This window comes from Veillonella magna, from assembly GCF_959600285.1.
In the GTDB taxonomy this organism is placed as follows: Bacteria; Bacillota; Negativicutes; order Veillonellales; family Veillonellaceae; genus Veillonella_A; species Veillonella_A magna.
In genome coordinates this window covers 55,116-74,969 of sequence record NZ_CAUGKU010000010.1, presented here as the reverse complement: position 1 = coordinate 74,969, position 19,854 = coordinate 55,116, and the positions used below count along the sequence as shown (strand labels likewise).

Below are 19,854 nucleotides of genomic sequence, written 5' to 3'. Positions count from 1 at the left end.
GTATGGACAGGAATGTGATAGATTCGGACGCAATAGCGGCAGCCACGCCTCTGTTGCGAGTGGAAGGGCTGTGTAAATCATTTGCTTTGCCCGGAGGCAGTATAGTAAAGGCTTGCGATTCGATATCACTCACAGTCGATGAAGGGCAATCCCTTGGTATCGTTGGTGAATCTGGTTCGGGTAAAACTACGTTGATGAAGATGTTGATGCAGCTTATACCGGCTTCATCGGGAACGATTTACTTTCAAGGTCATGCTATTGATTGTCGTAATAAATCACAACAGTTGGAATACCATCAGCATATTCAGATGGTATTCCAAGATTCTACATCTGCTTTTAATCCTCGTATGAAGGTAGCAGATAGTTTATGTGAGCCCTTATATAATCAAGGCTTGTTGAAAGGGCGCGATTCCGTAGAGGTGGCCGCTACCTATCTGGACATGGTGGAACTGTCGAAGGATATTGCCTATCGATATCCTCATGAACTCAGCGGTGGTCAACGACAGCGCATTGCTATCGCAAGAGCCTTGGTAGCTCATCCGGATATTATCATCTTTGATGAAGCTACATCAGCTCTGGATGTATCGGTACAGGATGCCATTGCGCGTTTGCTGGTAAAGCTTCAGAAAGAACATGGTTATACATATATTTTTGTTGCTCATGATATTGCTTTTGTGCGGTGCATTTGTCATAAAGTGGCTGTCATGCACAAGGGAAAGCTCGTTGATTATCTAGCTGCCGATACATTGGTTCAGTCCGACAATCCGTATACTCGTAGGCTCATTCAATCTGTCTATGAAATTTAGACGCTAAGTTCCTTCTACCTTTTAACGATGCATATAAGCATTTACTACAAAAAAATATATTGAGGAGAAAAAGAGCATATCTGTATTAGAAAACGAACTACCCCGCCATCATCGGATCAAAAGTCTGATGCTGGCGGGGTAGTCTTTTTATATAGAGAATTAGATAAAAGACCGGTTAGAGGAGGGCGAAACCGGGAGAGGAGAGTGCGTGGCTAAGGCGTTCTTCGGAAAAGATACGGCGGGCTCTTCGTTGTGTGTAAAGGTGACGAGTAAATAATAATTGAGTACGCCATAGAGGTAGGGGGAAATAGGGGAGTTTGGGCTATGATGAAAAAGAGAGTATAATAGTTGATGTTGCGGGCAAGGCCCTATTCTCGACGAGAATGGAGGTGGTGCTTAGTGTTCGAGATTTTTACATCTTTTATCGTATCTCTTATGGCAAGCATTGTGGCCTATTATGTTTGCAAATGGTTGGAAAGATAGCCCGTGATGGTACAGCCTCGATGCATCCATACATCGTTAAATAAGAATGGGAAAACCCCTTCTCAGATTGCCGCTGAGAAGGGGTTTTTTGATGCTCGATGTTCGAGAGCACTCATTTTTACATCTTTTCGTATCTACATTGTAAATGGTATAGGTATAAAAGTCAAGGTGTCCACTGACCGGCGCAAAGGTAAGTGACGGCATTCCCAGTTTTTGTTTTAACTTTTTATAAGCTCTTTGACTGGTACAATGATTTACGTATAGGTGAGAGATAACACCACGGCGAGTTTGAGTAACAAGATAGTCTATTTCATTTTGGCGTAAGAAGCCTAGATTGTATTTAGGAAACTGAATGAGATGTAGACCGCCGATGACAACAAATAGAAGAGAACCGTAGTTTTCGGTAGTATATTCTATGGCTTTTTCTAAAAGGGTGGAGATACCTGCGTGTGAGCATCCAGTAATGAGATACATATAAGCTCCATCTCTGATGAGGAGGCTTACTTCATAATTAAACGTGTCAAATTGCCATTTTCCGTTATTCTTTATTTTAAATGAAGCGTCCTTTCCAAAAATATTAGTAAGAAGAATGGTGTCTGGATCAATAGCCTGTGTTGTTGAAATAAAATGAAACCGTGATCTGTAGTCAGTATATAGGTTGTCTAATAATGTGGGGTGGCTGATAGGAAAGGAGAATGGCCCCAGCTTGTAGTAGCAGGATTGAAAACAATACGGTGATAGGTGTATTGGCGCGGAATCGTTTTGGGTAAGAACGTAAGGTAAACCACCGATATGGTCATAATGGGGGTGAGAAATAATAATGTGATCAATGGTATGAAGATTTATATGTAACTTACGTGAGTTATGTAGAATAGCATCGGAGGGACCAGTATCAAAGAGAAGTGTTTTGTTATTATGCTGTATTAATAGGCTAAGTCCATGAGCTTTTTTTTACGGGTTGCATGGGATATGATGGCACATATCATCAACAAGGGGGATTATTTTCATAGGTATATACTCCTTTTAAGGATAAAGTTGTTGTAAATCTACATTAAGTAATATCGATAGAGAATGTTATATTACATAGTAGTTATATGATTAGGTAAGAATACATTATGACGGACGTTGGATGTACAGATTGCTACAGTTAGCATAAAAGCTTTTGCTAGATAAAAGTCAAAGCATCCCGTTTTCCTTCACACCTATAGTATAATACATATATAGCGAAATGGATGATACGGAATCAATCCGGGCCATTCATAGAAAATAAGTGATATAGTCAATGGGTGATGCAGCGTACTTTCAGGAGGTGCACTATGGCAGCAGTAGAAACGAAGGTAACGGGACATATCGGATATGTAATATTGAATCGACCGGAATCGTTGAATGCGATGAACGGTGAATTGGTGGAAGGCTTTCATGCAGGGCTGACGAAGCTGCTCGACGATGAGGCGGTGCGGGTTATCATCTTAACCGGTGCGGGACGGGCATTTTGCGCCGGCGGTGATTTAGCGTATATGGAAACGATGACAGAGGAAAGCGAACGGCAGACGTTTATTGCCCGTGTAGGCGAAATGACACTGCGCATCAATCGGGCGGACAAGCCGGTCATTGCCATGGTCAATGGTGTTACGGCCGGTGCCGGTGTGAATATCATGCTGGCTTGTGACATGGTATGCGCCGCGGACAGTGCCAAGTTCATTCAATCCTTTGTCAATGTAGGTCTCATTCCCGACTGCGGAGGACTGTATTTCTTGCCTCGCGTCGTAGGTAAGCAGCGCGCTAAGGAGTTGATGTATACGGCGCGACCGGTGAAAGCGGAGGAAGCCTTGGCATTGGGCATGGTTACCTTTCTCTATGACAGCGACACATTGGTTAGTGAAACGGAAGCGTTGGCCGCACGCATCGCTGCCGGATCACCGGGAGCCATTCGTGCAATGAAGCATATGTTGGCCGAGGATACGACTCTGGAAGAAGTATTGGCCCGAGAAGCCAGAGTACAGGCACGGCGCTTGGGCGGTGATGCCTATGCGGAAGGGGTAGCTGCGTTTAAGGAAAAACGGTCACCTCGGTTTACGGACGATACTATTGATGATAAGTAAGATACATCTCCCCTATTTGCGTTCCTAGTATTTTGGTGTACAATAGGTACCGCAGTTGTGAGTGCGAGAGGAGAGATAGAAATGGCACAGAAAGAACAGTCGTGTCAGAAACAAGTTACACAATTTTCGACAATGAATGCCCTATTGGGACGATTATATGAAGGGGGATTTCCCGTACACCTCATCGAAGCGGAAGGTACGATTGGCCTTGGCTGCGGCGACTGCATGGACGGTGAAATGATTATGGATGACAGCACATCGTACATTGGACGCATTGGCTCGCCGTTTAGTCGCATGGATACAAACGAACGCGTGCCCTTTGCACAGGTGGCGCCGTTCGCGGCAGACGATAGCTTTACGGCGGCGAAGTTGGATAAGCATGCGTTAATGGAGGAAGTGCTTCGCCGTGTAGGTTCTGAAAATTATTTTATTGCCCTTCGCGTGATGGGGACCTTTACGGATATGAAGCTGCGCTTGGCACCCAAGGCAGATAAGCCGTATCCGTCTTTGGTTGAGCTTTTTGCGGGGCAGAAAGAATTTTCCGAGCCGTCCATTCGCGGTACGGTGATCGGCTTTTGGGCACCGGAAGCATACCAAGGGATTACCGTGGCAGGCTTGCACATTCACTTTATGGATGAAGCCAAACAGACCGGCGGTCATGTGCTGGACTGCACGTTGGCAGAAGGAACCGTGGAGTATGAGGTGTACCAAGGCTTCGGTATCCGCTTGCCGGAGCGACAGGATTTTGCGCAGGCCGATCTCAATCATGAAGACGGCGACAGTGCTATTCGCCACGTAGAAGGCTAAAGCAAAAGTAAACTATAAAAGTAAATTGCAGAAGCAAACCATAAAAGTAAATTGCAGAAGCAAAACGTAAAAGTAAATTGCAGAAGCAAATCGTAAAGGTAAATCGCAAAAGGCGATGCTCTCGATACGAACCGAGGGCATCGCCTTTTTGCTTAGTAAGTTTAGGTTTTAGGTTTTAGGTTTTATATAGAAACGGTATGATGCTACGGCCGGGACTGCCGGAGATGGTGACAGCCTTGACCGCTTCTCAAAGAATTCTGCGAGCTTGTTTCGTCTGCAAGCCGCAGGGAGATTAGCATCGAATACCGGAATTCTTGCGTGCGTAGAACCAGTAGGTAATTACAATAGTTGCCGCCGTGAAAGCAATCAAGATATAGAAGGCAGCACTTACGCTACCGGTAGACGCATAGGACCAACCGAAAATTTTCGGTACGAAGAAGGCACCGTAAGCACCGATGGCTGCGGTAAAGCCCGTTACCAACGAGGACTGTACGGTATCGGCGAAGATGTACGGAATCATGCGGAACGATGCGCCCGTTTCAAAGCCGGTCATGAGGAAGAGTACCAAGAAGGCACCGAAGAAAAGCGGGAAGTTATGCTGTTCTATACCGAAGAGAACGGCAATGGCAGCGACAAAAATACCGATTAAGGACAACAGCGTAATCAACGATCCGTTGTTGATTTTATCGGACAACCAACCGCCGAAGGGGCGAATGCCGGCACCGATGAAAGGTCCGAGGAACGCCGCGTAGGCGAAGGATACTTCCGGGAATTCCTTGGCTACCAACAGGGAAAGGGCCACGGAGTAACCGATGAAGGAACCGAAGCCGCAGGTGTAAATCCATGTCATAATCCACGTGTGTTTATTGGTGAACATGGACAGTAATGCTTTCGGACTCTGCTTGGGAATCGGTAGATTGTCCATGTACTTGGCAATGAAGAAGAGGACGGCGATGATTTGAACGATACCTACATAGCAGGCATTTTGCAAGAAAATCTTGCCACCGTCGGACAAGGTTTGCGGTCCACCGAAGATGGGGACGAAAATATCCATGGCAATGACAACCGGTGCTAACAGGAAGATCACCGATACGCCGAGGTTACCGATGCCGGCGTTAATGCCCAATGCCGTACCGCGACGCGACCGCGGAAAGAAATGGCCGATGTTGGACATGGATGAGGAGAAGTTGGCACCGGCAATACCGAGGAGCGCTACGTAAATCAAGAAGGTTTCATAAGATGTAGTAGGATCCTGCATAGCCTGTGCTAAGCCAAAGAGCGGTACCAGCATGATGGCCGTGGCAAAGAAGGTCCAGTTCTTGCCGCCGAAGATGCCCGGCATATATGTGTAGATAAGACGACCGGTGGCACCGATAAGGCCGGGAATGGCCGTCAAGGTAAACAGCTCTTCGTTAGTAAAGTGAAAGCCGATGGCATTCAGCTTGACCGCTACCGTTGACCACAATGTCCAAACACAGAAGGACAACGTTAAGGCAATGGTGGAAACAATTAAGTTTTGATTGGCAATTTTTTTGCCGTACGTATTCCAGAAGGCTTCGTTTTCCGGTTGCCAATGCTGCAAGATTTCACGGCGCGATGAGGTCGCCGATAATCCTTGAAATTCGCTCATAGTGTTATTACCCCTTTACGTAATATATTGGTCGCTCCCGCAAATCCGAACAAAAGGGAACGATACGATGTTGCTACCATGGAGTATAGGAGAAAAGCCACAGGCTGTATGTGATGAAAATCACGAACGGTGAAAATAGTATGTATTTACTGAAAAAACTTGTTATAATATAAGCAGAAATTAAACGTTGTCGGCGAAGAATATACGAATACCGTTAGGCTATCGCCGCCAAAACACGAGATATTGGAGTTGGGAAGAGAGTTAATAATCAAGTGAGGATACGAATGAAAACACATTACAATGAGGTAAAGGAGTTACGGCTATTTAAGAATATCAAGGAAGAGGAATTCAATCGATTATATACATCGCTGGGCATGTATGTGAAGCGCTATAAAAAAGGCAGCTACATCGCTTTGTCCGAGGAACCGGTGCGCTGCGTCAGCATTGTACTGGAAGGGGTAGTACACATGGAAAGCGAGGACGTGTGGGGGAACCGGACGATTTTGGTATTTATGAATCGCGGCGATTTATTCGGCGAAACCTTTGCGTGCGGTACCTCGCAAGCATCGGTGGTCAACTTTTTGGCAGCCCGCGATGTGGTGGCACTGAATATTCCGTTCCAAGCGGTTATGCAATTGACGCCGGACATGGATCGCAGTCAAGTACAGCTGATGGGGAATATCTTAACGTCGATTGCCGATAAAAATGTGCGGCTTATGCAAAAGCTGGACATCGTATCGAAGCGCACCTTGCGGGAAAAGCTACTCACCTACTTTTCCTTGATGGCACGGGCGCATGGTAGTGATGAATTCGATGTGCCGCTGGGACGGGTCGGATTGGGTGAGTATCTTTGTGCCGATCGCAGCGCATTGACCCGTGAACTGAGTCGCATGCGGGATGATGGTTTGATCGAATATGAAAAGAATCACTTCCGGTTGTTGGTAGATGCGATATAACGGGAATCACTGTAATGAATACGTAAGCTGATAACCGCAATGGATACGTAAGCGGATACTGCTGCGGATGCGTAAGGTGGTTATCACAGCGAATGGGAACGGCGATTATCATAGCGAATGGGAACGGCGATTACCGCAACGGATACTTAATATCTACAATTTGTATAGAATTTGCGTAGTCCTTTACGATTATACATGTTACAATACTTCCTAATCACGGTAGGCTGTAGCAGACGGTATATGCGCCGCTAAAAATAAAGGAAGACGCATGGAAGAAAACCTGAAATATACAGGGAAAATCGGTACTCCTACGGGATTGCCGATTTTTTTGTGGCGCTATGCTATGCGAAGGATCTCGGCGAAACTGTATGCATGCAGCTGAATTACATACATGGAGGTACATATTATGTCTTTTCTGACGGAACAAGTTAAGGCGGATTTATTGCGAGATATCGAATCCTTCGCGGAGACGACGGATCGCTTTTATAAAAAGGAAGTATCCATTCGAGATTACAAGGGATACTCCGGTGGCTTCGGTAGCTTTGCGGAACGCGGCGCCGGATCGGGCATGTTCCGCATGCGGTTACCGGGCGGTCGAATTCGTCATGAGCATTTGGGGTTCATCGCCGATGTAATCGAGCGATACGAATTGCCCGTTATTCACTGCACTACGGGGCAGTCACTACAGTTTCACAAGCTTGACGGTAAGCGCATCGTAGCACTTTTTAAGGAATGCCATGCGAAGGGGATTTATTCGCGAGGCTGCGGCGGAAATTATATTCATAACATTACCGGACCGGCATTGAGCGGCGTTCATCCGGCAGAGCAATTCGTGGTGGCACCGTATGTGGCGATTATGTCCGAATATATTTTGTCGCAAATTCTATATATTGATTTGCCGAATAAATTTAAGACCGCCTTTGTCGGTGATTATGAAACGGCCAGTCACGGACGGTTTAAGGACATCGGTTTCTTGGCAAAGCCGGAAGGGCGCTTCGATGTATATGCGGCCGGCGGCATCGGTGCGGCATCGGCGCAAGGTGTTTGTGTGGGTCGTGATGTGGCACCGGAAGACATATTGTATTATATGAAAGCAATGCTGCTCATGTCTTCCGAAGAAGGAGATCGCACCAGTCATACGAAGGGACGGACGCGATTTATTTTGGCTCGCTTAGGCGAAGAGGCCTTTGTTGCACGCTATAAAGAATTCTTGGTACGGGTACAGGCAGAAGAGAACTTAGCGTTTACGTTGCCTGTAGAGCCAAAGCGGGGGATCGCAGCAGCGTCCGACGCAAACGTACAGGCTGCCTCCCATGATGCGGGGGTGCTTACGCACCCGCGCATCGGCGCGCAGAAGCAAGCTGGGCTTTATTATGTAAGCTACCATCCCGTAGGGGGCACAATTCCGCGGGAGGTGTTCTTAGCGCTGCTTCACTATCTTTCAAATAGTGAGGGCACGGAAATTCGCTTGACCGGTGAAGAAGGTCTGTATATTGTTAATTTGACCGCGGAGGAAGCTAAGACTGTGGCCGCTATGACGGAAGACGGTGCCCGCACGCGTTTCGAAGCGTCCGTATCCTGCATCGGATCGACGGTGTGCCAAATCGGCTTCCAGGATTCGCAAGGCTTGTTGGCTACGTGCATTCGCCGGTTGCGCGAAGAAGGCCTGTCTCATGAATACTTGCCGAAGATCCATATTTCCGGTTGCCCTTCCTCATGCGGCACGCATCAGGTAGGTCACATCGGTTTCCACGGCGCAGTGAAGTTAGTGGATAAAAAGCCGGTACCCGGTTTTACTATGTTTGTAGGCGGCAGCGAAGAGCATGGTCATGAGCGCTTCGGCAAGCAGCTGGGCGTGATGGCCGCTGCGGATATTCCCGAATTTTTCGTAGCCTTGGCAAAGCTGTTACAGGATGCTAAGCTTCCGTATGAAGCATGGATCGGCGATCATCAAGAAGAGCTGGAAGCCTTGGCGGGCAAATTTATATAATGGATGCGATGGAATATACATTGGATAAATAGGGAGCAACAAAATAGAGTTATAGGACAAAATAGAAAATAGAGTTAAAAACTATTGATGGGACGTAGGAACGTCAGTAGGCAATGTATATACAGAAAGACGCGCAAGCCGAGGCTGCGCGTCTTTTTTATAATGAAATTTCGTTGACGTATTCGATGAAGGCCCGCACATAGCTGGACAAGGTGTCATGCTTGCGATAGACCAAGTATAAATAGCGGGTAGCCACTTCGTCCGGCAAGGGAAAGGTCAACAGGCGACCTTGATTGCGATAATAATCGACGGCGGTTTCGGAAATAATGGACACGCCGAGGCCGTTGACGACAAGATTCTTGATGGCCTCCGGATCGCTGATGTGAGCGGTGAGCTTTAACTGATTGCGGTCCAAGGGTAGTGCATCAAGAACGGTGTTGGCTACATCAAGGCTGCCACTGCCTTTGCTGCGCAGGATGATATAGTTTTTTGCTAAGAGAGAAACCGCAGTGTCCACCGTCTTCGGCAGGCGACGGAAGGCTTCGCTCGGTGGGGTAATCAGTACTAATGTATCCGTCATAACCGGCGTATAGGCCAGGGCTTCATCGGGAATGTGAAGTCCCGTAAATCCCACTTGGTTATCACCGTGACGCAAGTGCTCAATCACTTCATGACTTACGCTTTGGCGGATGGTGAAGGGAATGTGCGGATAGCGCCGACAAAATTCGGGAAGAATGCGAGGCAGAAAGTAGGTGGACGGAATGGTGGAGGCTTCGATGTGAATCTCCTTGGCATCGACCTGTTGCCATCGCGCCATGAGGTGGTCCCGGTCGCGAAGAAGCTGGCAGGCCCAGTCGTACAATTCGTAGCCGCGCGGTGTTACGCGCAAGCTTTTCGTAGTACGGATGAGCAGCGTCGTGTCCAGACTGGTTTCCAAGGCGCGCAGGTGACTGCTGATAGAGGGCTGTGAAATAAAAAGCGCTTCCGCAGCTTTGGTAAAACTGCCGTATTTTACAACGGCAACGAAGGACTCCAGTTGTTTTAACTCCATGAGAAAGACTCCTTTAGCAGATTTTTTAATACATAGTTATATGTATCATAGCATGGTCTATTGGATTTTTAAATAAAAGGTTGTACTTATCAGCAAAGTCTATTGGTCAAGGCGTGCCTCTCATGGTACACTGGCGATAGTTATCAAGTAGATATACAAAGATAATTAACAGGTAAGATAATTAATGCGCAAGATAAGTAATGCACAAGATAATTAACGCACAAGACAATTAACGCGTGAAGGTGATTAACGCGGAAGATAATTAACGCACAAGATAATTCACGGGCAAGGTAATTAGCCTGTGAAGACAATTATGGAATACAACAGTAGTTATAACACAAGGGTAAGGAGAGAAGCAGATATGCAGGACGCAGTAACGGTACAGCAAGACGCGAATCGCACAGAGGTCAAGAGGGGTTCGTCGACAGCCGCAGCATTGCCTTTTGTACAGGCAGCAGGTATCGGTGTCGATATCGGATCCACATGGGCTAAGGCGGTAGCCGTCGATGGGGCGGGAACGCTGATAGCTTCCGTTTGCCTGCCTACGGGATGGAGCAGCAAGGAAGCGCTGAAAGCTATCCAGCAGGCCTTGGCGGAGCAAGGTATTTTAGTGGATGAAGCGCCGCTGGTGGCTACCGGCTACGGGCGTGAAGCGGTGGCGAACGCCGCTAAGCGAGTGACGGAGATTACCTGTCATGCGCGCGGCGCAGCCGCATTATTTCCGGAGGAAACCTTGACGATTATAGATATCGGCGGCCAGGACACAAAGGTCATCGCTTGTCGTGACGGTCGGGTAGAGGAATTTTATATGAACGATAAGTGCTCGGCCGGCACAGGACGTTTTTTGGAAATTATGGCGCAGCGTCTTGATGTGTCCGTCGGCGAGTTGGATCACATTGCGCGCACTCATACGGAAGAGCTATCCATCAGTGCCATGTGTACGGTGTTTGCGGAATCCGAAGTTATCTCATTAATCGGTGGCGGTGCATCAAAGGAAAACATTGCCTGGGGTGTGCTGCAGTCGGTAGTGAAAAAAGTAAGTCAGGAGTTTGCAAAGCTCAGCGAGGTACAGGGACAGGTGGTGCTTACCGGCGGCTTATGCGACAGTGCCTATTTTATTGAATTGGTAGCGAATGCCTTGGGGCGTACCGTGGTGTCTTCGCCGGAGGCGCGCTTGGCCGGAGCGTACGGTGCCGCTTTAATTGCTAAGGACCTGAAGCAAAAATAAAATATTTCGTGTCCGGATGTTGCCTACGAAACCGCACTCAATCGACAATATCCTGTAAAGCGGCAATGGCAGCGCGCACATCCTCTTCGGTGGTATAGTAGCCGATGCTGAAACGAACGGTGCCGCTGGCTTGGGTGCCCAGGGCTTGATGCATGCGCGGAGCACAATGGATGCCGGGACGAACGGCTATGTCGTAACGACGTGCCAGTACATCGGCTACGCGACCGGAGTCTACGCCGTCAATCGTCATCGATACGATGGAACCGGCTTCGTGCGGATGCTGTCTGAGATCGGGACCGTAAAGGGTTATGCGCGGTAGTGAGGCCACTTCTTCATAGAACAAACGACAAAGGTGCTCTTCATGGGCACCTATTTTTGTCGGCCCTATGGCTAAGACGGTGCGAAGGGCTGCATTAAGACCGGCCAAGCCGTGACCGTTCGGCGTGCCTGCTTCCAAGCGAGTAGGGTAGTCGGCCGGTTGTGTAGGCGAAAAGCTGTGCGTGCCGGAGCCGCCTACACACCACGGGCGAATATTTACTTGTTCCGTAAAGCAAAGACCGCCGGTGCCTTGCGGCCCCATCAGCCCCTTGTGCCCGGTGAAGCAAAGAACATCAATGCCAAGAGCCGCCATATCGATAGGCACACTGCCTGCCGTTTGCGACGCATCGACGATGAAGAGCAGTCCGTGACGTTTGGCGATGGCACCGATGCGGTAGAGGTCAAGGCGACGGCCGGTTACATTGGAGGCGTGCGTACAGACGATGGCTTTGGTGTTTGGTAATACGGCATGGGCAAGGGCGTCGTAGTCGATAGGCCCGTCCGGTGACAGAGGCAGATGGGTAACATGGATGCCCTGCTCCGATTGCAGTCGGTAAAGAGGGCGAAGCACGGCGTTGTGTTCGTAGTCGGTGGTGATGATGTGATCGCCTGATTGGAAGAGGCCGTTAAGGGTGATATTGAGTGCTTCCGTAGCATTGGCGGTGAAGACAACTCGCTCCGGTAAGGGCGCATGGAAAAGCTGTGCCACCAATACACGGGTATCATAGAGCAGACGATTGGCCGTTAAGGCTCCGGTGTGATTGCCGCGGGCAGCATTGCCCAACTGCGTCAGGGCTTTTGTGACGGCGGTAATGACAGCCGGTGGTTTTTGCAGCGTAGTGGCGGCATTGTCGAGATAAATCATAGGAACTCCTTTCAGGCTGAAATGTATACGACACAGTGCATGGTCTTCATTAAAGGTCGATGACGGTAACGGTTTCGTAAGTAATGCCATCATCGGCAAAGGCGCGCAGGAGCCCCTCTTTGTCCGATGAATCAGCGGCCCAAGACAAACCGCAGCCGGCGGAAAGAACGGCAGGGATGGGAACGAGGCGACCCGGTAAATGATGGTGCTCGCAGCATCGTTCGGCAGCCATTGCCTGCGTAGTGGTGGGAAAGGTAATGATTAAGGTAGGTTTGGTAGTAAGCATAGGACATCTCCTTCGGTAGTGGTACAGTAGTATTTGTAATACATATGGGGCATCTCCTTCAGCAGCGGTACTGCAGTATCGGTAGCAAGCATGGAAATCTCCCTTACAGTGCATGTATTATCTTTCACTATAGCATGAATCAAATAAAATGGGCATAGCCTACGATGGCCGGAACGGGTAAAACCGATGATTTATTAGAAATCTGTATAGATATATATGTTTATTTAAAAACACTATTAGTCGCCGTCACGGCATAACTGCTATAATCAAATAGCAAGTAAGATTTACGATTTGGATATAGGTATAGGAACAGTGAGGGATTATGATGGAAGTCATCAAAGAATTGCCGCAGGTGTTTGCGGACTTTGCGGAACAACGCAAGAAATCATTTTTAACGGTAAAGGAATTAAAGGATAAGGGCGTGCCGGTAGTCGGTGCGTATTGCACATACTTCCCCAAAGAAATCGCTATGGCCATGGGCGCTGCGACGGTTGGGCTGTGTTCGACGTCGGATGAAACCATTGCGGAAGCGGAACGGGATTTGCCGAAAAATTTATGTCCCTTAATTAAATCCAGCTACGGTTTTGCGAAAACCGATAAGTGTCCGTACTTTTATTTTTCTGATGTAGTCGTTGGCGAAACCACGTGCGACGGCAAAAAGAAAATGTACGAGCTCATGCAGGAATTTAAGGATGTGTACATGATGGAGCTGCCGAATTCGCAAAGCGAACGGGGATTGGCTTTTTGGAAAGAAGAAATTATTGCGTTCAAACATTATTTGGAAAAGAAATTTAATGTAACTATTACCGATGAGGATGTGCGCCGTGCGGTACGCGAGGAAAATGCGGTGCGCCGTTCCTTGAAACGGTTCTATTCTACGATGCGTTACGAACCTACACCGATGACGGGGCATGATATGTTCAAGGTATTGTATGGGACGACCTTTAAGCTGGATCGCTCCGTTATTCCGGCGGAAATCGATGCGTTGACGGATACCATCGAAAAGGAATACGCCGCAGGCAAACGGCAGGACAAGAAGCCGCGCATTCTGATTACCGGTTGCCCCATGGGCGGTGCGACGGAAAAGGTGATTCGCGCCATCGAAGAAAACGGCGGCGTCGTAGTGGCGTATGAAAATTGTACGGGCACCAAAAATGTGGAACGCTTGGTCGATGAGGAGGCCGAGGATATTTACCAAGCCTTGGCGGAACGGTACTTGGCCATCGGCTGTTCGGTAATGACGCCGAATCCGAATCGCTATGAATCGCTGGATACGTTGATTGATGAGTATCATGTAGACGGCGTGGTGGAAATGGTATTGCAAGCCTGTCATACATACAGCGTGGAATCCAAATCCATCCGCGATTTTGTAACGAAGAAAAAGAATATTCCCTATATATACATCGAAACGGATTACTCCACTACCGACGTGGGTCAGCTCAGTACACGACTGGCAGCGTTTGTAGAGATGCTGTAAGTTTTAATCACCGAATGCTATGCGTCGAAAGCCCGTACGTAGTTAGGGCGTTTCTTACGCATAGCATTCGGTGCTTTTTATTATGGGAGAGAGTGTCGTATAACATAGGGCGGTCCTTTTTCTTGCGGAGGAGGGGAGAGACGCGTAGCATTCGGTATTTTCTGTTGTGAGGGAACGCATAGGATAGGCGGTCCCTTTTCTTGTTGGCGTGGTGTTTTCTTATATTTACATGGAACAAATATTTGCTATAATACATATATAAGTTCGATATAAAGAAAGGAGCAAGGATGATGAGCGAGAAGAGCCGTGTGTATGTAGCCATTGATTTAAAGTCATTTTATGCATCCGTGGAATGTCGAGAGCGTGGATTGTCACCGCTTTCGACGCATTTGGTGGTCGCCGATGAAGCGCGCACATCGAAGACGATTTGTCTTGCCGTGTCGCCGTCACTGAAGGCGTACGGGATTCCGGGACGACCGCGCTTGTTCGAGGTGGAACAGGCGGTGCAGCAGATTAACACGAAGCGGCGGTTACGCTTGCGACGGCAATCCTTTGTAGGCACGTCCTGCCAAGCAGAGGAGCTGGCCCGAAATCCTCGGTTGTCGTTGGACTTTATTCGCGCAGTGCCGCGCATGGCGCTGTACATTACCTATAGTGAAGCTATTTATCGCATTTATTTGCGTTACATTGCGCCGGAGGATATTCATGTGTATTCCATTGACGAAGTGTTTATCGATGCTACGGCGTATTGCAAACTCTATGGTGTGACGGCGCGTCAATTGGTGGCGCGCTTGCTTCGCACGATTGAGAAAGAAGTGGGCATTACGGCTACGGCCGGCATTGGTACCAATTTATATTTGGCTAAAATTGCCATGGATATTGTGGCCAAGCATTTACCGGCGGACAGTGAAGGACTGCGCATTGCTACCTTGGATGAAATGAGCTATCGGCGGCTCTTGTGGAATCATACGCCGTTAACGGATTTTTGGCGCGTCGGCAAAGGCTACGCCCGTGCCCTGTCCGGGGTAGGCATTCACACCATGGGAGACATTGCGCGCTGCTCTATCGGCAAGGCGAGTCAGTGGTATAATCCATGGCTGCTTTACAAGCTGTTCGGTGTGCAAGCGGAGCTTCTCATGGATCATGCTTGGGGGCGTGAAAGTTGCACGATGGCAGATATTAAATCGTATCGCCCGAAGGGGCATAGCAAGGTGTCGGGGCAGGTACTTCATCGCCCGTACAGTACGGCGGAGGCGGCTACGGTGGTGCGCGAAATGGCGGACGAGCTGGCGTTGGATTTGGCGGAACAGAGGATGTGTGCTCATACCTTGGTGCTTCATGTCGGTTACGATGTGTGTAACAGTGAGCAAGCGGCGGCGCGTATCGGTTATACGGGACCGTGGAAAACGGATAGCTACGGACGATGCAAACCGGCGTCGGTGAGAGGCACGCACCGATTCTTGATGCCTACCAACGACAGCACCTGTTTGGCCGATGCGGCGTGTGCAGTCTTTGAACGCATTGTAACGCCGGGGTTATGGGTGCGGCGAATTACGGTCGGTGCCAATGAAGGCGATACGGATCACGGAAAGAGAAAGGCAAGCGAGAACAAAGGACAGAGCCTGTGGGATTTTAGTGAGGCTGGGATGGAAATGACTACGTCCGGTACGGCGGAACGCACGATGGAAAAGCGTGCGAAATTGCAGCAGGCAGTGCTTACCATTCGGCGCCGCTTCGGTAAGGACGGTATCATTAAAGGCGTAAGTCTGCAAGAGGAAGCCACCGGTCGCGATCGACATCGTCAAATCGGTGGTCATCGCGCATAGTCGATACCATGTCGTGGCGGCTTACAAGTCTTACAAGGATACGAATATGATAGCGCAGCATACCAGGAACATGGCTTGGCAGAGGATAGGCAAATGACATCAGAAAAAGTAAAGGAAAAAGAAACGGAAAGAGAAACGAAGGAAGAAAATAAACAAGAGAAGGGAAACGAAAAGCAAGTTACCTACACGGGCTATGAGGACCTTATGGATCAAGCGGCACCGCCGCAGTATGTGCGCCCGCGCATGCAACGACAACAGCGGGCCGCTCAGTTCATGCCCTTTGCCGCCTTGGTAGGTCATGAAGAGGCGTTGGCATTAGAACGGGAAGTTACCGAAGAATGGCAGGAGCAAAGTGAAGACATACTGCATGACTTAGATGCGGTGGCCCGTGATATAGAAGCGGCCCTTAGTCGGGGGGATACGCCGGTCGTGCAAATCACTTACTTCGCACCGCATCCGCAAAAGGCCGGTGGTCATTATGTGACGCAATGCCTTATAGTAAGTAAACTGGATTCGTGGCAGCGAGTCGTATATGGCTATGCAGATAATGATAGCGAAGACAGGCGGCAGATTTCTTTTGATTGGATAACATCACTGCACATCCAATCACCATAACATAGCGCAAGTATTGCAAAGATAGCATATACTCCTCTATTGACATTGGTAGGTCACAAATTTATAATGAAGACAAATACATATGAATGATTGTTCATATATTAAAATGAAATGAGAGTACATGATAATCAATACCGCTAAGTGAGTGAGCGGTAGGTGCTAGAGAGGTAACAGGTATGGAACATATTTATGTGCTAAAAAATCTTACATGTGCTAATTGTGCCGCTAAAATAGAAGATCGGATTCGCGCCTTGCCGGATGTGGAGGCAGCGGATTTTGCCATCGGAACGCAGCAACTGCGCGTGCGCGGCCGTCAGGTGGACACGCCGGTGTTTAAAGATACGGTGCAGGCAATTTGCGATGCTACGGAGGACGGCGTTGTGGTGGAGCCTTTCGTACGGACTCCGAAGGGAAGCGAAGAAGAGGAGCATCATCACGACAGCAGCTTGACAGCCATTATCATCGGTGCCATTGTCATGGCGGTGACGGGCTTCACCGATTGGATTCCGGAAACGGCGGAGCGTATTGTGTTGGTACTGACATATTTATTATTGGGATGGCGCGTTCTGTGGGGCGCCGTTAAAAATATTGTAGGCGGACAGATTTTTGACGAAAACTTCCTCATGGCCATTGCGACAATAGGGGCTATGGCTATCGGCGAATATCCGGAAGCCGCCGGTGTTATGCTGTTTTTTCAGATTGGCAGCTATTTTGAAGAACACGCTACCGAACGCAGTCGCTCGGCTATTATGGAAGCCGTGGACATGCGACCGGAAGAGGTACGCCTTGTCAATGCGGATGGCAGCGTAACCGTTACGGCACCGGATACAGTGCGAATCGGCGATTTGGTAGAAGTACGCGCCGGCGATCGAATTCCTTTGGACGGCACGGTAGTAGAAGGGGAAACGCGTATCGACACGGCACCGGTAACCGGCGAACCGGTACCGATCAGCGCCGGCCCCGGCACGGCCATATTGTCCGGTTGTGTTAACGAATCGGGACGGATTGTGGTGCGCGTCGATAAAGAGCTGAGCGAGTCTATGGTAACGCGCATCCTTGATGCGGTGGAACATGCGGCAGCCAGCAAGCCACGCATTGATCGGTTTATTACGCGATTCGCTCGTATCTATACGCCTATTGTGGTGGCCTTGGCCGTATTGACGGCTGTGATTCCGTCCCTTATTACGGGGCAATGGGAGTATTGGATTTATACAGCGTTAACCTTTTTGGTTATCAGCTGTCCTTGTGCGTTGGTACTCAGCGTGCCGTTGGCGTTCTTTGCCGGTATCGGCCGCGCTTCGAAAGAGGGCATTCTTTTTAAAGGCGGTGCATCCATCGAAGCGATGCGTGCCATTACTGCCGTCGCGCTGGATAAAACGGGAACGGTAACCACCGGTCGCTTTGCGGTACAATCGGTGGAAGGCGCTAAGGCATGGGACGAGTTGACTGTGCTTGGTTATGCAGCGTCACTGGAAGCAAGTTCTACACATCCCATTGCGCTCAGTATTTCCGAAGAAGCAAAGGCACGTCACATACAGGTGCAGCCGGTAGAAAATCTTCGAGAACTATCCGGCCGCGGTATGGTGGGCACCGTGGAAGGCAAACGCATCCTTCTCGGCAATCGTCGTCTTCTTGATGAAGAAGGAATTACCGGGTATCCTCAAGCGCCGTCGGCCTATGGCAGCGAAGTGCTTATGGCTGTAGACGGTAGCTATGCGGGGCGTATCAGCATTGCGGACAGTCTCAAGGAAGATACGGTGGAAGCCGTAGCCGGTTTGCGTCGCCGCGGTTTGGAAACGGTGATGCTCACCGGGGATAATTGGGAAAGCGCCAATTATATTGCCAACGAAGCAGGCATTCAAACGGTGCGGGCAGAATTATTGCCGGAGGATAAGCTGCAAGAAATGGCGCAGCTTCGCCGTGAGTTCGGTCCCGTTATGTTTGTAGGCGACGGCATTAACGATGCGCCGGTACTGGCTGGTGCCGATGTGGGCGGTGCCATGGGAAGTGGTGCGGATGCGGCCATCGAAGCGGCCGATGTAGTATACATGCGTCCCGGCATCGGATCCGTGTTGAAATCGTTCAGCATTGCTTCGTCTACCTTGTCCATTGCTTGGCAAAACGTAGTGATTGCGCTGGGCATCAAGATTGCCATCATGATTCTTGGCCTCGTAGGCTATGCTAATATGTGGCTCGCCGTATTTGCGGATACCGGCGTGTCTATGATTTGTATTTTAAATTCCATTCGCATTTTGTATAAGAACGCATAAGTAACGAAGCGTCTTGTTCGTGAATCGTCGCAGCTGTATGGGCAGCGATAAGCGGGCAAGACGCTTTTTATGTACTGGTCATGCAAGATGGCTACGGTGTACAATAGACACAAGATTAGGTAGGAAGTGTGCACGAATTATCGGCGGGATTTACTTGGCCACGCAAACAGGCTGCATGCGTTGGCAATATAAGGAGGCTTTATGGCGGATAAAAAGGTATACGGTTTGATGATATTGACGACGCTCTTTTGGTCGGGTGCGTTTATTGCAGGCAAGCTGGCCATGATAGAATTCACGGCCCCTACATTGACATGCGTTCGCTTTTTAATTGCTTTGCCTTTTATTTTTTGTGTACTGAAAGTCATGGACAAGGACGCGTGGTGGCCTACGAAGCAGCAGTGGTTACCCATTCTCTTTGTGGGCACCATCGGCACCTTTGCATATCACATTTTATTTTTTCTCAGCGTAAAATACACATCCGCCGGCAATGCGGCGCTTATCGGTGCCACCATGCCCGGCGTGACGATGCTCTTGACGGTTATCGGCTTGAAGGAACGCACCAATGCGCGGCAGTTGTTGGGGATTGCCCTCGCCTTTGTCGGCGTCATTACGGTTATCACTAATGGCAACCTTGCTATGCTGCAACAATTACAGCTAAACTTCGGCGATGCCATGATGTTTTGCGCCGTGCTCAGCATTTCTCTGTACACGATTTTCAATCGGTTGTTTATGATGAAGTATACTATCAGTCCGTACAAGATGACGGCATTCACCTTCCTCGTGTGTACGGTGGAAGCATCGCCGTGGGCTGTTAGGGATGCGCTGAACGGAACACTGCAAGCAGTGACTCTCGGCGGTTGGTTGTCGGTGACCTACATGGCGGTGTTTGCATCCGTCATGGGCTATTTGTTTCAACTCATTGCGGTGCGTGAAATCGGACCGACGCGCTCGGCGGTGTTTAATAATTTAATCCCCGTATTTACGCTAACCTTGGCGGCTCTTATTTTGGGGGAACCCATCAGTCTGTATAAAGCGGTGGCAGTAGTGATTATTATCAGTGGGATTTACTTGGCTACGCAGACAAAGGTGAAAGGCTGAGCCATGGCCGAAAAAAATATATAACAAATGGAATAGAGACGGTGAA

At 49.1% G+C, this 19,854-nt stretch carries 15 protein-coding genes and 1 pseudogene; 11 read left to right on the top strand and 5 right to left on the bottom strand.

Going from position 1 to position 19,854, the window contains the following annotated elements:
• Positions 1-2: 2 nt before the first annotated feature.
• Positions 3-806 carry an ABC transporter ATP-binding protein gene (locus tag Q5873_RS07005; RefSeq protein ID WP_051245682.1) on the top strand — a complete coding sequence of 268 codons (804 nt, stop codon included), beginning with the start codon at positions 3-5 and terminating at the stop codon, positions 804-806.
• Between the two features lie 519 nt (positions 807-1,325).
• On the opposite strand, the pseudogene Q5873_RS09680 reads toward Q5873_RS07005, so the two are convergent.
• Positions 1,326-2,216: pseudogene (locus Q5873_RS09680) on the bottom strand (MBL fold metallo-hydrolase); the annotation flags it as partial.
• Positions 2,217-2,605: 389 nt separating this feature from the next.
• On the opposite strand from Q5873_RS09680, the gene Q5873_RS07000 reads away from it, so the two are divergent.
• Positions 2,606-3,391, top strand: a complete 786-nt coding sequence (locus Q5873_RS07000; RefSeq protein WP_303060076.1) for an enoyl-CoA hydratase/isomerase family protein — start codon at positions 2,606-2,608, stop codon at positions 3,389-3,391.
• 81 nt (positions 3,392-3,472) lie between these two features.
• Positions 3,473-4,198: an acetolactate decarboxylase gene (gene budA, locus Q5873_RS06995; protein WP_303060074.1), complete on the top strand. Its 726-nt coding sequence runs from the start codon at positions 3,473-3,475 to the stop codon at positions 4,196-4,198.
• A 292-nt stretch (positions 4,199-4,490) separates the two neighbouring features.
• On the opposite strand, the gene Q5873_RS06990 is transcribed toward budA, so the two are convergent.
• Entirely contained in the window at positions 4,491-5,828 is a 1,338-nt protein-coding gene (locus Q5873_RS06990; protein WP_276788180.1) for an MFS transporter, read from the bottom strand.
• Positions 5,829-6,112: 284 nt separating this feature from the next.
• Here Q5873_RS06990 and Q5873_RS06985 point away from each other — a divergent pair, with 284 nt between their 5' ends.
• On the top strand, positions 6,113-6,784 hold the full coding sequence (locus Q5873_RS06985; protein WP_276626657.1) for a Crp/Fnr family transcriptional regulator: 672 nt from the start codon (positions 6,113-6,115) through the stop codon (positions 6,782-6,784).
• A 406-nt stretch (positions 6,785-7,190) separates the two neighbouring features.
• On the top strand, positions 7,191-8,774 hold the full coding sequence (locus Q5873_RS06980; protein WP_303060070.1) for a nitrite/sulfite reductase: 1,584 nt from the start codon (positions 7,191-7,193) through the stop codon (positions 8,772-8,774).
• Positions 8,775-8,931: 157 nt separating this feature from the next.
• Here the strand turns inward: Q5873_RS06980 and Q5873_RS06975 are convergent, their stop codons facing one another.
• On the bottom strand, positions 8,932-9,825 hold the full coding sequence (locus Q5873_RS06975) for a selenium metabolism-associated LysR family transcriptional regulator (protein WP_303060068.1): 894 nt from the start codon (positions 9,823-9,825) through the stop codon (positions 8,932-8,934).
• Between the two features lie 361 nt (positions 9,826-10,186).
• Between Q5873_RS06975 and Q5873_RS06970 the strand changes: the two genes are divergently transcribed.
• Entirely contained in the window at positions 10,187-11,053 is an 867-nt protein-coding gene (locus Q5873_RS06970; RefSeq protein ID WP_288190768.1) for an acyl-CoA dehydratase activase, read from the top strand.
• A 37-nt stretch (positions 11,054-11,090) separates the two neighbouring features.
• Here the strand turns inward: Q5873_RS06970 and Q5873_RS06965 are convergent, their stop codons facing one another.
• Both Q5873_RS06965 and Q5873_RS06960 read right to left on the bottom strand, forming a co-directional pair.
• Positions 11,091-12,236 carry an aminotransferase class V-fold PLP-dependent enzyme gene (locus Q5873_RS06965; RefSeq protein ID WP_303060067.1) on the bottom strand — a complete coding sequence of 382 codons (1,146 nt, stop codon included), beginning with the start codon at positions 12,234-12,236 and terminating at the stop codon, positions 11,091-11,093.
• A gap of 49 nt (positions 12,237-12,285) precedes the next feature.
• The gene (locus Q5873_RS06960) at positions 12,286-12,522 is read right to left on the bottom strand and encodes a putative Se/S carrier protein (protein WP_288301942.1); all 237 of its coding nucleotides are present in this window, start codon (positions 12,520-12,522) and stop codon (positions 12,286-12,288) included.
• 322 nt (positions 12,523-12,844) lie between these two features.
• On the opposite strand from Q5873_RS06960, the gene Q5873_RS06955 reads away from it, so the two are divergent.
• From Q5873_RS06955 to Q5873_RS06935, 5 genes are all read left to right on the top strand, one after another.
• The gene (locus tag Q5873_RS06955; protein ID WP_303060066.1) at positions 12,845-13,999 is read left to right on the top strand and encodes a double-cubane-cluster-containing anaerobic reductase; all 1,155 of its coding nucleotides are present in this window, start codon (positions 12,845-12,847) and stop codon (positions 13,997-13,999) included.
• Positions 14,000-14,289: 290 nt separating this feature from the next.
• Entirely contained in the window at positions 14,290-15,825 is a 1,536-nt protein-coding gene (locus Q5873_RS06950) for a Y-family DNA polymerase (protein ID WP_303060064.1), read from the top strand.
• Positions 15,826-15,918: 93 nt separating this feature from the next.
• Entirely contained in the window at positions 15,919-16,440 is a 522-nt protein-coding gene (locus tag Q5873_RS06945) for a hypothetical protein (protein ID WP_303060062.1), read from the top strand.
• 176 nt (positions 16,441-16,616) lie between these two features.
• Complete coding sequence (locus Q5873_RS06940; RefSeq protein ID WP_303060060.1) at positions 16,617-18,710, top strand: heavy metal translocating P-type ATPase; 2,094 nt, start codon at positions 16,617-16,619, stop codon at positions 18,708-18,710.
• Between the two features lie 201 nt (positions 18,711-18,911).
• Positions 18,912-19,808, top strand: a complete 897-nt coding sequence (locus tag Q5873_RS06935) for a DMT family transporter (RefSeq protein WP_288301946.1) — start codon at positions 18,912-18,914, stop codon at positions 19,806-19,808.
• Positions 19,809-19,854: the final 46 nt, after the last annotated feature.